Here is a 12,585-nt window from a genome sequence, read left to right on the forward strand (position 1 = left end):
TCAGTAGGGTGGGTTAGGCGCGGCAGTAATTTTTCTGAAAAACCGACAACTTTTCATTCGCGCCGTAACCCACCATTACAGATTATTTCAGGGAACGCACCCTACAATTAAGTCTGAAGTCCCCCAAGGTTGGGGGATTTAGGGGGCTGAAGTCCCCCAAGGTTGGGGGATTTAGGGGGCTGAACTCCCCCAAAGTTGGGGGATTTAGGGGGCTGAATTACCCCCACTTTTTTGGGATTTAGGGGGCTGAACTCCCCCAAAGTTGGGGGATTTAGGGGGCTTGCTACTGCCGCAAATTCGCATCCTGAAGTTCGCCCGGACGAATGGCGATCGCCTCCGTTCCATTCCCCCGCCGCACTTCAAATCGCAGCGGCTTTCCGATTTGGGATTTCTCCACAATTCGCTGCAACTGATCCGCCTCCGTGACGCGATCGCCATCAATTTTAGTAATCACGTCGCCGCGACGCAAACCCGCCCGTGCCGCCGGACTGTCCGGAATCACCTGCACCACCAAAACCCCCTCAATTTCGGGAACCAAAAGCATCGAATTGGGGTCGCTGTTAGCTTCCTCGGCAATTTCCGGAGTCAGAGAAATCATCCGAATTCCGATGAACGGGTGGGGGATTCTTTCGCCCCTCGCCAATCGATCTTTAATTTCCTTCGCCGCATCGATGGGAATGGCAAATCCGATGCCCTGTCCGTCCGCCCGGATCGCCGTATTGATGCCGATCACTTCCCCCCGTTCATTCAACAAAGGACCGCCAGAATTTCCGGGGTTGATCGCCGCGTCGGTTTGGATGAATTCCAGCCGCTTATCCGGGATTCCCACTTCCGAACTGAGGCGATTCAGGGTACTGACAATTCCCAGGGTGACGGTATTATCCAATCCCAAAGGATTTCCCACCGCGATCGCCCAATCTCCCACCTGAACTTCCGCAGAATTGCCCAGTTTCGCGACGGGAAGATCCGTTCCTTCCACCTTCACCACCGCCAGATCCGAGGGTTCGTCGGCACCTTTGACTTCCCCTTGCAATTCCCGTCCGTCCCGCAGCGTCACCGTCACGCGATCGGCCCCCCGGACGACGTGGGCGTTGGTTAAAATAACGCCATTGCTGTCAACAATAAAACCCGATCCTTGCCCCCGCTGCTGGTATTCTTTCGGGAACTGAGGAAAGCCATCGTCACCGAAAAAGCGGCGGAAAAACGGGTCGTCAAAAAACGGGTCCGGGAGATTCGTGGAAACCGTCCGTTCCGTATCGATCCGCACCACCGCCGGCCCGACGCGGTTCACCGCCATCGCCACAAAATTGCCCGCCCGTTGGGGTGCGATCGCCACCGATTCCGGTTCAGCAACAGGGGCGACAGCAGCAACCTCCGCCACCTGCGGACTCGTCGCCTTGGCGGGGGGCAGAAACACACCGGGGAACACCCGCAGCGATGCCAGGGTCAGCCCCACGCTCAACACCACGGCGATCGCATAACCGCCCCACTGGCGGAACAGATTCGATTCTTTTTTGCTATCCTGCATTCACGATCCTCCAATTTTCATCCTGTTTTTAAAAACCGAAAAAACTTCTATTATACTATAGCAATTTTCAATGATTCGCAAAAATTTGATTCGCTAAAAGCCCCCAGAATTGGGGGTTTGGGGGCCAGAATTGGGGGTTTAGGACCCCGAAAATCGTCCCTCATCAAAGCCCCCAGAATTGGGGCTTTGGGGGCCAGAATTGGGGGTTTAGGACCCCGAAAATCGTCCCTCATCAAAGCCCCCAGAATTGGGGGTTTGGGGGCCAGAATTGGGGGTTTGGGGGCCAGAATTGGGGGTTTGGGGGCCAGAATTGGGGGTTTGGGGACTCATACTATCCGATCGCCGGCCACAGAACCCGACTCGCCGCCTTCAGCCAGCGGTTCGCCCGTTCCCACCATCTCGGCGCCTTTTCCTCCACCACTTCCGAAGCGATCGCCTCCACGTCGATAACCGTCGAATTTGCCCATTCTGCGGTATCGAAATTGCGGATCGGACGAGTCGAATACATTTTCGCCCCCGCCGCCGCAGGCCCTTGTTTGCCACTCCGCCGCACCCGCCCCATTTCATCGATCCAAAGATATTCTACCGTTTCAAACCGGTCAAAAATTGTGCTGCTAGTCATAATTTATCCCTCCTGAGATTCCCAATTCTACAAGCTGATATTTTCCAAATTTTGGCGGGGATTGAAATTGCCGATTTTCCGCAATTCTTCGTACAACTCCCGCTGGCGATCGCCCACTTGTTTCGGCGTCACCACCTTCAACCGCACGATCTGATCGCCCCGTTCCTTCCTCTTCGGAACCGGCCAACCCTTCCCCCGCAGCCGCAGGGACTGCCCCGAATCCACCCCCGGCGGAATCCTCATCGTCACCTGTCCGTCCGGCGTCGGAACCTGAATTTCCCCTCCCAAAACCGCCTCTTCCGGAGTAATCGGAAGTTCGCAGATAATATTATTTCCGTCGAACTGGAAAAATGGGTGGGGTTCGAGTTCCACTGTCAGATATAAATCCCCCCGTTTCTGAGAAGTGGGGCTGACTCCCCCCTTCCCCTTCACCCGGATGCGACTGTCCGGTTTCGCCCCCGGCGGAATCCTCACCCGGATCGTTTCACCATCCAAAGTAAATTTCTTTTCTACCCCCCGAAAGGCTTCCGAAAACGTCAGCGGTAACGAGGCGGTAAAATCCCTGGGGGGAATATCGCGATAACCCGCATATCCGCCCCCGAAAAAGTCTCCGAAATCGTCAAAACCGGCGGAATTTCCACCCTGAGAATAGCCGTAGGATTGGCGTGAAGATGCCCCTCCGAACCGCCCCAGCAATTCGTTGATAAAGTCTTCAAAATTGCCGTACTGTCCGAAGTCGAAATCTTCAAAACCACTTCCCGGCGACGTTCCCTGACCCGCCTGTTGCCAATACTGGCCGAAGCGATCATACTTCCGTCGCTTCTCCGGATCGGTCAAAATTTCCTGGGCTTCGTTGATGTCTTTGAATTTCTGTTCCGCCTCGCGATTGTTGGGGTTGAGGTCGGGGTGATATTTTCTCGCCAACTTCCGAAACGCCTTTTTTATGTCGTCGGTGCTGGCATTTTTATCCACCCCCAAAATCCCATAATAATCTTTGTAATCCGTCGTCGCTGGCATGGGCGATACCTCCCAATTTCTCTACATGATAACAAAGTTGGGAATCGGGTCAAATGCTCTCCGACCTGTGCCGCCCCATTCCCAACTTATTGATTCTCATATTAACAGTCTATCCGTTGTTGCGCTTTAGCGCTTCCACGGGCTGAAGCCCAACAACAAGATTATAATTGATTTACCCGAGTTCGACTTTCACCACCCGGTGCTTCTCTTCCTCGGCTTTGGGAAGGGTCAAGCTGAGAATGCCGTCTTTGTACTCTCCGCGAACGTCGGTATTTTGAACCCGAACCGGAAGGGGGATCACACGGCGGAATTTGCCGTAGCGGAATTCGCTGCGGGTCACGCCTTTTTCTTCCGCGTGGGTTTCGGATTTCCGTTCGCCCCCGATCGCGATCGCATCCGCCGTCACCTGCACGTCAATGTCTTCGCGATTCATTCCCGGCAATTCTAATTTCAGGTGCAATGCTTCGGGAGTTTCGTGGAGTTCGGCCGGGGGAACGAAGGCCGCGCCGACATCTTCCGTGCTGGTCGTCAAACTGTCGAACAGGTGGTTCATTTGACGTTGCAGAGTGTCGATTTCCCGGAAGGGTTCCCAACCAAAACGAACCAGTGCCATTGTCTTGTCCTCCTGTTTAAAATCCCTGTCGGTTTCTGGGTGCGCTTGCTACCCGCTTGATTTCAAGAATAGTCCATTCAACCTTCGATGTGGATTCGGTTTTAACCACTGAAAAGATGGGAATAGCCGAACCACGATCGCACCCCCGCAATGGTACGCCAAACCGAACTTTGCCGGTGGGGTTGACATCACCTGATCATTGATAATTAATAATTTTTGAAAAAATCGACGCCGAATTTTGGGGAAAGGGGTTGACATTTTTCCGCCGGGGGGCGATAATGATTCCGTGGGGGTAACACGCCCATACACATGATTAAATAATCAACATAGCGATCGCAGGAATTACGAGAAAAGGACAAGAGTTTGAAAGCTACGTTTTTTAAAACGTAGATGAAAAACGAACGGCGACTTGAGTCGCCTTGAAAAATAAGTCTAAAAAGTTGTCATTTCACCTCTTACCTCTTACCTCTTGCCTCTTGCCTCTTACCTCTTGCCTCTTACCTCTTCACCCATTCCCCACTCCCTGCTGTAAAATATCCCTATCCCGCAGAAATTTAGAAAGACTGAGGACATCAAACATGACGATTTGGGTCAACGAACAGATCGATCCGTCCGGCATCATTTATTCCTGCATCGCCTGCTGCGACGAAACTCAGGCGAAAGACTGTCACGAGACATTTAAAAACGATCTGACGGACGCCCAAAAACAACTGGGTTGGGTCGCCCGCCTGCGGACCGTCGAATCCTGGGACGATGTACCGGTGAGCGCTTTAAAACTTAACTAAAAACGCTCCAATTGGCTGCCAAAATATCGCCGGTAAAGCTCGCAACTGACCGTAGCGTGATCGCCCTCCAGATTCACCAGCCCCATGCTTTTGAGTTTGAACCCCGACACCTGGTCGAGTCGGATCGGTTCGGTCGCCTGCACGGTTTTGCGATACGCGATCGCCAACTCGGGATTTTGCTGCAAGTGCCACAATTGCATATGCAGGTGACGGCTGTAAATTCCCGTTTCCCTCGTCGCCTCCGACAGCAAATTCGGGAGGGGGACATTCCGAGTCATGGCTTCGTAGAGCGCCAGCCGCACCAGATAGGGAAACCCCCCCACCAGTCGGCACAACTGCGTCAGTTCCTCCGAACTCAACTGCAACCCGTGGCGGCTGGCCAACTCCACAACCTGCACCGGGGTAAAGGGCGGCAACTCCAGGGAATGCCCGACATTGAAGGGGGATTGGTTGGTGTTTAAGGGGATGTAAACGTCCGTGGAGTGGACGATGAGCAGCCGCAGTTTCCGCCAAATCCCGATATCTCGGGTTTCTTCGTGCCAAGACCGCAGCAATGTCAAAACATCTCTGGCCAGGGAGGGGTGCTCGAAAAGCTGGTTCACCTCATCCAAAGCCAGGAGCAGGGGGGAGTCAATTTTTTCGAGCAAATATTCCTGAAAATAGAGCGAACAACTCACCAACGCCCCCATATCTTCGTCCCAGAATTCATCCAACAGGGAAGGCAGTCCCATCTGTTGCGCGACGTTGGCGCACAGCCACCGCAAAAACCTGTCCGTCGAGGCGAACAGCTCACTTTCAACCTGGTTGAAACTGAGGCGGACCGGAGTCAAACCCTGCCCTTCCCCGTGGGCGAGTACCCGGGCCATCAGCGAGGTTTTCCCCATCTGTCGGGGCGCCTTGATGCGGAGCAGCACCCGGGGTTGTAAAATTTCTTGATAGCAAATCGATTCGATGGGCGGGCGCTCGATGTAGAGTTGCGAAGCCAGGGGGACCTGTCCCTCGGGAGACTCTATCCCGATGCCGCCGTCCCCGGAGAGCGGGCCGGGTTTTGACATAGGGTCCGCCCTCACACTCTCGCCCCCAAAATTTCCGTAACCGCTCAACTGATTTTCGAGAAGCGACCGGCAGTTCGTTTTGCTCACCTTTTCCCCGAGGATGTCGGAGAGCATTTGCCAGAGCCGGGGGGCCACCCCATTTTTTAAATATCTGGGGGAGTAGCCGTTTTCCGTAGCAATTTCGTCGTAGGTCTTTTTGAGATTTTGCAGCGATTCGTCCAAGACCACTTTTTCGATGTAGCTGAGAGGGTTTCCCCGCCTCGAGAGTACCAATGCTTCTGCAAACTGCAGCAATTTTTCGCGATTTGTCATGATCGACCAGCCTGACCCTTAGAACATGGGAGATTAAACCTATTATAAGGCGATCGGTCGATGCATCAATTTTTTGAGAACTCAATTGGGAATTTCCCAAACATCAACCACACCCGGGTATCAACTCGCGTCGGTTCTGAAAGGGTTATCGAGCAATTTTTTTTGATTGATTATCGATTTGATGGGGATGACAGGAAGATCTCGTTCATCAGGGAAATTACAGGGGTCGCGGTAACTTTTTTGACATCGCCGTAGATCTTCAAAAAGAGGCATCGGCTAGGGAGATAAATAAACGGATTGCCCCTGATGCCGGGATAGAACCGATCCGAGACCTCATCAAGGTGAGATCGAATCGCATCCCAGCGCATCGGGAGAGCCAACCCAGAGCCAGCGCGATCGCCAACCCAATATTGAGCTGAGAGAGAGTCGTTTTTGGTGAGATGCTACGAAAGGCTAGTTGCTCTTTTTACTCTCCCTTCAACTGTCGTCCATTATGACAAACTATCCGCACCGGTGAGAATACATAAAGTTAACATCTTTCCGACTGTAACTTTCATCACAAAATATATCAGTCGATCCCATTGACGATCCTTGATGGAGAGAACGAATGGAGCCGCGATCGCTTGTCAGTCCTGATTTCAGAGATTTACCTATCATTAAACGTGCAATTTGTCAATCCACAAACTTCACAAACTGTGGCGTAAATTGCCAAATAAGAAGTGACTTTTGTGGCTCGGTCAAATCGGTTCCAGAATCGCCCCACCCATCATTGATTTTATCCTTTATTTCAAGCCGAATTCCGTTTGAATTGAAGGCGATCCAAAGCGATCGCACACATCAGCCCCGAAACGACGAGGCTGACATTTGGGGCCGAGAATCGCTAGGAATCGCCTTTTTTATCGAAATCCAACGCCACCGAATTCATGCAGTAGCGCTTTCCGGTCGGGGCTGGACCATCGTCAAAAACGTGGCCCAGGTGGGCATCGCACTGGGCACAGAGAACCTCGGTGCGGCGCATGAAGAGGCTATTATCATCCTCGTATTGTACACTATCTTCACCGACGGGCGCCCAAAAACTCGGCCAACCCGTCCCTGAATCGAATTTGGTATCGGAACTGAACAACTCGTTGCCGCAACAAACGCAGCGGTAAACGCCCTTTTCCTTATTGTCGTGATAGGGGCCGGTAAAGGCCCGTTCCGTCCCCTTCTTTCGGGTGACTTTAAACTGCTCGGGCGTGAGCTGTTCCCTCCATTCCGACTCACTTTTTTTAACTTTTTCCACCATGATTCGACACTCCGATTTTTCGTCTACTTGAAGTTGAGGTCATCTGTATCCTAACGCGATCGCCCGAAACTGACAGGTGAGGTTTTCACCATCGTCGCAACGCCCCAAAATGAAGAAGCCGAAACCCATCCGATTTCGACTCCCATTCCAGTATCCCGAAGTGCGACTTCAGCTCAGATATCGGTCAATTGAGCGCCAGCCACTTTTGGGCGTTGAGCCGCTGCACCACGCCGAACACCAGCAAATCCAAATTGATGCGGCGCTCGTCCCCCAAAAACCCCTCGATGCTGCTCGGTTGCGTGCCGTCCGCCGCCCAGGAGAAGAACTTGGGCCCCTTGATATCCTCGCCGGGAAAGTACACCGTAAACTGGCGGCGGCCTCCGAGCCAACTGCCCTTCACCTGCGGGCACTCCTCCGCAATCTTCAGACTCGGCGGGAACTTTCCATTCACGAATTGCAACTGCAGATCTTCAATTCCCTGTTCCTGAAGCGCCGTTTGCAGGGCCGGAACATAGTGCCCCTCCATAAACTCCGGAAACGGCTTGTCTTCGACGGCGGGGGGTTTCTCCTTTTTGGCCTTAGCCGCGGGTTTTTTCTGTTCTTCTTCTGACATCGATGCTTCCTTATTGAAATTCAGCCACAAGCTCCGGCGGAGCATTGCCGATATTTTATCGCGATCGGCTAAATTTCCGGCAACCCTATAAGGTTGCCCCCACAAAGCAGAAACATGAAACAGTGGTGGGGGCAGTGCCTCTGTGCCTGCCCTCCAACCGATTTCCCGAACGGCTAAATCTCCGCGTAAGCTCGTTCCACCAGCCGCCGCGCCAGGGTTTGAATGCCGGTGTGGGTGTAATAATTGGTGGTCATGTCCAGGAAGGCGCCCACATAGTCCAACTTGTCATCGGCGATATCCACGAAACCCTGCAAATTTTTGACCACCTTCTCCGGGGTCAGATCGCGATCGCCCACAAAGCCACTCATCCAACCCGTCACCGAATTGAAACTTTCCTGGACGAAATTCAACTTCCCGGAGGCGTCGTCCCCCGGAATCATCGGGTTGATGCGTTTGAAACCCTCGCTTTTCTGCAATTCCGAAGGCGTCAGACCCGAAACGATCTCCAACACCCGCTGAATGAAATCGGGTCCGAGGGGGATCAACCCGTCCAAACACACCAACGCCGCCATCCGCATCAGGGACTCGCCGCTGTAGTCCGCCAGGGACCCCACGAAATCCCCGATGCTGTCCCCCGGAATGCCGTTAATTTGGCAAAACGCCACCAACTCCGCCACCACCTTCAGGGACAAGTCGATCGCCTGGGCTTTGTCCGCCTTGGGGGTTAAATTGCCCAGAAATCCCAGAAAACTAACATTTTCGCTGACCTTATTGGCTAATGCCGCCGTCCCCAATGCACTCCCCGCACTGTCGATTTTCTCGTACAGCCACAGCGCCCTTTGGTAGCCTTCCGACTTGTCATTGTAGAGCCACAGGGCCCGTTCGCTGATATCCTGAATTAATCCTGGGTCGTCCTCCCCGGTGACGGTTTGGACTGTATTGGCGAAACCGACCACATTTTCCCACTGGCCGGGAACGGCAAAATCCAGGCCCTTCAAGACCATGACGGTGATGCCGCCGGTGGGCAGGTCGTCCACCAATTCGATGATAGATTTGCTCACGGTGAGACTCCTATAATTAACGCAATTTGGATAGACCGTTGAGATCGAACTGTTGCAGCCAAGCTTCACGATCGCCCGGCGCCATCGATGTTGACTGCACCTTCACCTGAAAGCGATCGCCCACTAGCAGCGCCGTGGTATTGTTGCCGACGGTGGTAGCGGGATAGCCCGCGATCGTCTGGCCGCTGTCCCGAAACTTGTTGAGGGCGCTGGGGTTATTGGCGACATCGTTGATAGACAGCATCGCCAATTCCGTCCCCCCCTGGGAGAGTTTCGCCTGGGCGAACCCCTGCTTTTCCTGGCGGAACGTAATTTGATACTCCCCGCCACCCTTGGGAAAATATCGGTTGAATTTGCCGCCCGCGATCGGTTCGGCGGTGGCCACATCCGTCGCGGTTCCCCCGGTTCCCGCGTTTTGGGGGGGTGCGGTGGTCGTTGCCCCGCAAGCCGACAGCAGCAAAGAGAGACTGAGGACGAAAGCGCAGAAAAATCGTGGCAAACGGTTAAATATCATAAAGTTCCCCATTATGGAACGACGGGCGAAACCAATCGCCCCAATATCAGTTGGTTTGATTGTATGCCACGGCGGGAATTGATTCGGATCTTTTCTTCCGCAGATTTCGCAGATTTCGCAGATTCAGTGGAAAAATGAAAAATGAAAAATGAAAAATGAAATTTTCCCCATTCCCCATTCCCCATTCCCCATTCCCGACTCCCTAATACCGACTCCCGACTCCCTACTCCTGCATCGGTTCCCAAATTTTGAGCAAATACTCGCACCACTGCGCCGCCAGGGGAATCTCCGTGAAGGGGATGCGGATGGGGTCGGGTTGCTCTCGCATGATAAATTCGAGTTCGACGGATTTTCCCTTGGGTGGGGGGGACTCGAAATCCACCGATTTGTTATCCACCAACAGCCAGATTGATTGCACGTCCTTGAGAGAAAAGGTTTCCAGCTTGACCGGGCCCTGGCGGGTGGGCTGGCCCCAGGTCAGTTCCGTCCCCTTTTGACCCAACACGGCATAGATATCATATTTGGCTTGATCGAATGGTTCCGCCCAAATTTTGTAGGCTTCGACTTTCTGAAATTCGTTCCACCCCGACCATGCCAGTCCGATAAATACGGCTAGGAGGGGAAGCCACAGCAAACCTCGTTCCATAATTTACCCGTTTACTTATTTTTGCAATTCTCGTCCGACATCGGAGATGGCGGATAGAATGGGATCACCGATCCGATTTTTGTCCCGTCTGTGCGCTTGCAGCCGGACAAATCAGCCGTTCTGTATGGCGAAATACCGATGAAAAGATTTTTACTACTGTGCTTGTTCTTGCTTGGGTTGGGCTGGGCGGTTTCTAACTTTACCGGCTTGGCAACCCGAGGCACATACGATTCGATTGTACTGGATTTCCGGGAGGAGTTATCCCAGACGGAAATCGCCGATCGCGTCCGGACGATCGCCGATCGCTACAATGTGGTCCCCCACCTCAACAGCGACTTCTCCCAACGGGATAACGTCTACGTCGTGCGGGGCGATCGCGACTTGCTCAAATCCCTGAGAAAATCCTTCCGGGGAGACACGGAGGCGATCGAACCCAACTATATTTACAGCATCGACACCGAACCGGTCAACGTCGGCGCGATTATTTTCGACGACATGGACCGGTTCCCCGACGATCCCCTCTACGGCAAACAGTGGAACTTCCGCAGCATCAATGTGGAAGAAGCCTGGAAGGAAACCCGGGGGGATGGCGTCACCGTGGCGGTGATCGATACCGGAGTCAGCCAGATTACCGATCTCAAAGATACCGAATTCGTCCCCGGTTATGACTTCGTGAACGATCGCGTCCAAGCCTCCGACGACAACGGACACGGCACCCACGTCGCGGGTACCATCGCCCAGTCCACCAACAACGGCTACGGCGTGGCGGGAATTGCCCACCAAGCCAAAATCATGCCCTTGAAGGTGCTCTCGGCCGGCGGCGGCGGGACGATCTCTGATATCGCCGAGGCGATCAAATTTGCCGCCGACAATAATGCCGATGTGATTAACATGAGTCTCGGCGGCGGCGGGGAAAGCGCCCTGATGAAAGAGGCGATCGATTACGCCTACGATCAGGGTGTCGTCATTATCGCCGCCGCGGGCAACTCCGGACAAAATGCCGCCGGATATCCGGCCCGCTATCCCAAGGTGATCGGCGTTTCGGCGTTGGATTCCCTGGGCAACAAGACCCCCTATTCCAATTTCGGCGCGGGTGTGGATCTCTCCGCCCCCGGCGGACTCACCCAGGGGGAAAATCAAGACGGCGGCATCCTCCAGGAAACCGTGGACCCGGAGAACGGCGGATCGACTTTCGCCGCCTTCCAGGGCACCAGCATGGCTTCCCCCCACGTCGCCGGAGTCGCGGCGTTAATTCGGGCCACGGGAGTGGACGACCCTGAACAAATTTCCGCCATCCTGAAAGAGTCGTCCCGCAAGGTGCAAGAAGACCCCCTCAACCACTTCGGGGCGGGCCAGTTGGATGCGGCGAGTGCGGTGCAAGTGGCCCTGCGCGGACAGATCACCTTCCGCGACTTCTTCCGCTGGCTGCGGGATAGTGGCTATCTGAACCCCCGCTTCTGGATCGACGGCGGCGCGGTGGCCCTGTTGCCGAAAGTGGCGATGGTTGTGGGTTCTTACCTGCTGGCCTGGTTCCTGCGGAATTATTTCCCCTTCCAGTGGAGTTGGTCGATGGCCAGCGGTTTGGTCGCCGGAAGTGGCGGTCTGTTCTTCCTGCGCGGCTTGTATATCTTCGATTTGCCCCAGTGGCCGATGCGGGTGATGGGTTCTTCGGTCCCGGAACTCGGCGGCGCCATTCAGGGCAGCGGGGTGTTGAATCCGCTATTTGCCAGCGTGTTGATTCCGGCGGTGCTGGTGGTGCTGTTCCTCGGACATCCGCAGTGGAAGTGGGCCGCGATCGGAACCACCATCGGCGTGGCTAGTTGTCTGGCGGTGAGTGCGGTGATTTCCCCGGCGGTCTGGGGCTTGGGCGGCGGCGCGATCGCCCGTGGTTTCTTGATCGTCAATGCGCTGCTGTGTATCGGTTTGGCACGTATGGCACTCAAGACTGAAACGAAAGCGGCGTGAGATTGGCCCCCTAAATCCCCCAACTTTGGGGGACTCAAGCCCCCTAAATCCCCCAACTTTGGGGGACTTCAGATTCCGGTTCCCCCCAGAATTGGGGGGCTAGGGGGGCGAGAGCGTTTAAACGCTCTTTTTTTTGATTATTTTGGAGTACAAAAAATGACGATAACGGTCGAAGGTGTGGTTGAGAAAAAAGGTTTCGGAACTGGAACTTGGGCGTTGGTTAGTAGCGATCAAACCTACGAGTTGAAAGATGCGCCGTCGGATTTGAAAAAGGAGGGACAGAAGGCGATCGTGCAGGGTATCGTCCGGGAAGATGTGATGACGATGGCGATGGTGGGGCCGGTGTTGCAGGTGGAATCTTTTGAAGCAGTTGATTAGTTGTTATATCAGATCCGGTTATTGACCCGCTCCCCCTCGATCCCCCCCCAGCCCCCCCTTATTAAGGGGGGGAGTCCCAAGCATCCCTCGATTTTTGGGTATTTATAGCAACGAGCGCTCGTGTATCAACAGTTTCAATCGGGCTAGAAACCTTGAAACATCGATGTAAAGGTCATTTCAGTTTCCTATTG

13 protein-coding genes are annotated in these 12,585 nt (G+C 54.2%); 3 read left to right on the forward strand and 10 right to left on the reverse strand.

Going from position 1 to position 12,585, the window contains the following annotated elements:
• Positions 1 to 283: 283 nt before the first annotated feature.
• The 4 genes from AC0QHF_RS20090 to AC0QHF_RS20105 form a co-directional block, all read right to left on the reverse strand.
• Positions 284 to 1,528, reverse strand: coding sequence for an HhoA/HhoB/HtrA family serine endopeptidase (locus tag AC0QHF_RS20090; protein ID WP_324706019.1), 1,245 nt, complete (start codon positions 1,526 to 1,528; stop codon positions 284 to 286).
• A 331-nt stretch (positions 1,529 to 1,859) separates the two neighbouring features.
• Positions 1,860 to 2,150: a hypothetical protein gene (locus tag AC0QHF_RS20095; RefSeq protein WP_324706020.1), complete on the reverse strand. Its 291-nt coding sequence runs from the start codon at positions 2,148 to 2,150 to the stop codon at positions 1,860 to 1,862.
• Between the two features lie 27 nt (positions 2,151 to 2,177).
• On the reverse strand, positions 2,178 to 3,167 hold the full coding sequence (locus AC0QHF_RS20100; protein WP_324706021.1) for a DnaJ C-terminal domain-containing protein: 990 nt from the start codon (positions 3,165 to 3,167) through the stop codon (positions 2,178 to 2,180).
• A gap of 172 nt (positions 3,168 to 3,339) precedes the next feature.
• Positions 3,340 to 3,780 carry an Hsp20/alpha crystallin family protein gene (locus AC0QHF_RS20105; protein WP_324706022.1) on the reverse strand — a complete coding sequence of 147 codons (441 nt, stop codon included), beginning with the start codon at positions 3,778 to 3,780 and terminating at the stop codon, positions 3,340 to 3,342.
• A gap of 578 nt (positions 3,781 to 4,358) precedes the next feature.
• On the opposite strand from AC0QHF_RS20105, the gene AC0QHF_RS20110 reads away from it, so the two are divergent.
• On the forward strand, positions 4,359 to 4,565 hold the full coding sequence (locus tag AC0QHF_RS20110; RefSeq protein WP_324706023.1) for a glycogen debranching protein: 207 nt from the start codon (positions 4,359 to 4,361) through the stop codon (positions 4,563 to 4,565).
• Here AC0QHF_RS20110 and AC0QHF_RS20115 read toward each other — a convergent pair.
• From AC0QHF_RS20115 to AC0QHF_RS20140, 6 genes are all read right to left on the reverse strand, one after another.
• Complete coding sequence (locus tag AC0QHF_RS20115; protein ID WP_324706024.1) at positions 4,562 to 5,932, reverse strand: AAA-like domain-containing protein; 1,371 nt, start codon at positions 5,930 to 5,932, stop codon at positions 4,562 to 4,564. The genes AC0QHF_RS20110 and AC0QHF_RS20115 overlap by 4 nt on opposite strands.
• Before the next feature lie 880 nt (positions 5,933 to 6,812).
• On the reverse strand, positions 6,813 to 7,217 hold the full coding sequence (msrB, locus tag AC0QHF_RS20120; RefSeq protein ID WP_324706025.1) for a peptide-methionine (R)-S-oxide reductase MsrB: 405 nt from the start codon (positions 7,215 to 7,217) through the stop codon (positions 6,813 to 6,815).
• 184 nt (positions 7,218 to 7,401) lie between these two features.
• Positions 7,402 to 7,830 (reverse strand): DUF2996 domain-containing protein, encoded by a 429-nt coding sequence (locus tag AC0QHF_RS20125; protein ID WP_324706026.1) that lies wholly within the window; start codon positions 7,828 to 7,830, stop codon positions 7,402 to 7,404.
• 173 nt (positions 7,831 to 8,003) lie between these two features.
• Positions 8,004 to 8,891: a hypothetical protein gene (locus AC0QHF_RS20130; RefSeq protein ID WP_324706027.1), complete on the reverse strand. Its 888-nt coding sequence runs from the start codon at positions 8,889 to 8,891 to the stop codon at positions 8,004 to 8,006.
• Between the two features lie 16 nt (positions 8,892 to 8,907).
• Positions 8,908 to 9,405 carry a hypothetical protein gene (locus AC0QHF_RS20135; RefSeq protein ID WP_324706028.1) on the reverse strand — a complete coding sequence of 166 codons (498 nt, stop codon included), beginning with the start codon at positions 9,403 to 9,405 and terminating at the stop codon, positions 8,908 to 8,910.
• A gap of 223 nt (positions 9,406 to 9,628) precedes the next feature.
• The gene (locus tag AC0QHF_RS20140; protein WP_324706029.1) at positions 9,629 to 10,051 is read right to left on the reverse strand and encodes a hypothetical protein; all 423 of its coding nucleotides are present in this window, start codon (positions 10,049 to 10,051) and stop codon (positions 9,629 to 9,631) included.
• Positions 10,052 to 10,189: 138 nt separating this feature from the next.
• On the opposite strand from AC0QHF_RS20140, the gene AC0QHF_RS20145 reads away from it, so the two are divergent.
• Together AC0QHF_RS20145 and AC0QHF_RS20150 are read left to right on the forward strand one after the other, a co-directional pair.
• On the forward strand, positions 10,190 to 12,016 hold the full coding sequence (locus AC0QHF_RS20145) for a S8 family peptidase (RefSeq protein WP_324706030.1): 1,827 nt from the start codon (positions 10,190 to 10,192) through the stop codon (positions 12,014 to 12,016).
• A gap of 156 nt (positions 12,017 to 12,172) precedes the next feature.
• The gene (locus AC0QHF_RS20150) at positions 12,173 to 12,394 is read left to right on the forward strand and encodes a hypothetical protein (RefSeq protein ID WP_324706031.1); all 222 of its coding nucleotides are present in this window, start codon (positions 12,173 to 12,175) and stop codon (positions 12,392 to 12,394) included.
• Positions 12,395 to 12,585 lie beyond the last annotated feature (191 nt).

The organism is Lyngbya sp. CCY1209 (assembly GCF_055795065.1).

Excerpts from the sequence above, each read along its gene's own strand:
- AC0QHF_RS20090 (WP_324706019.1), bottom strand. The coding sequence starts at position 1,528 with ATGCAGGATAGCAAAAAAGAATCGAATCTGTTCCGCCAGTGGGGCGGT.
- AC0QHF_RS20095 (WP_324706020.1), bottom strand. The coding sequence starts at position 2,150 with ATGACTAGCAGCACAATTTTTGACCGGTTTGAAACGGTAGAATATCTT.
- AC0QHF_RS20100 (WP_324706021.1), bottom strand. The coding sequence starts at position 3,167 with ATGCCAGCGACGACGGATTACAAAGATTATTATGGGATTTTGGGGGTG.
- AC0QHF_RS20105 (WP_324706022.1), bottom strand. The coding sequence starts at position 3,780 with ATGGCACTGGTTCGTTTTGGTTGGGAACCCTTCCGGGAAATCGACACT.
- AC0QHF_RS20110 (WP_324706023.1), top strand. The coding sequence starts at position 4,359 with ATGACGATTTGGGTCAACGAACAGATCGATCCGTCCGGCATCATTTAT.
- AC0QHF_RS20115 (WP_324706024.1), bottom strand. The coding sequence starts at position 5,932 with ATGACAAATCGCGAAAAATTGCTGCAGTTTGCAGAAGCATTGGTACTC.
- msrB (WP_324706025.1), bottom strand. The coding sequence starts at position 7,217 with ATGGTGGAAAAAGTTAAAAAAAGTGAGTCGGAATGGAGGGAACAGCTC.
- AC0QHF_RS20125 (WP_324706026.1), bottom strand. The coding sequence starts at position 7,830 with ATGTCAGAAGAAGAACAGAAAAAACCCGCGGCTAAGGCCAAAAAGGAG.
- AC0QHF_RS20135 (WP_324706028.1), bottom strand. The coding sequence starts at position 9,405 with ATGATATTTAACCGTTTGCCACGATTTTTCTGCGCTTTCGTCCTCAGT.
- AC0QHF_RS20140 (WP_324706029.1), bottom strand. The coding sequence starts at position 10,051 with ATGGAACGAGGTTTGCTGTGGCTTCCCCTCCTAGCCGTATTTATCGGA.
- AC0QHF_RS20145 (WP_324706030.1), top strand. The coding sequence starts at position 10,190 with ATGAAAAGATTTTTACTACTGTGCTTGTTCTTGCTTGGGTTGGGCTGG.
- AC0QHF_RS20150 (WP_324706031.1), top strand. The coding sequence starts at position 12,173 with ATGACGATAACGGTCGAAGGTGTGGTTGAGAAAAAAGGTTTCGGAACT.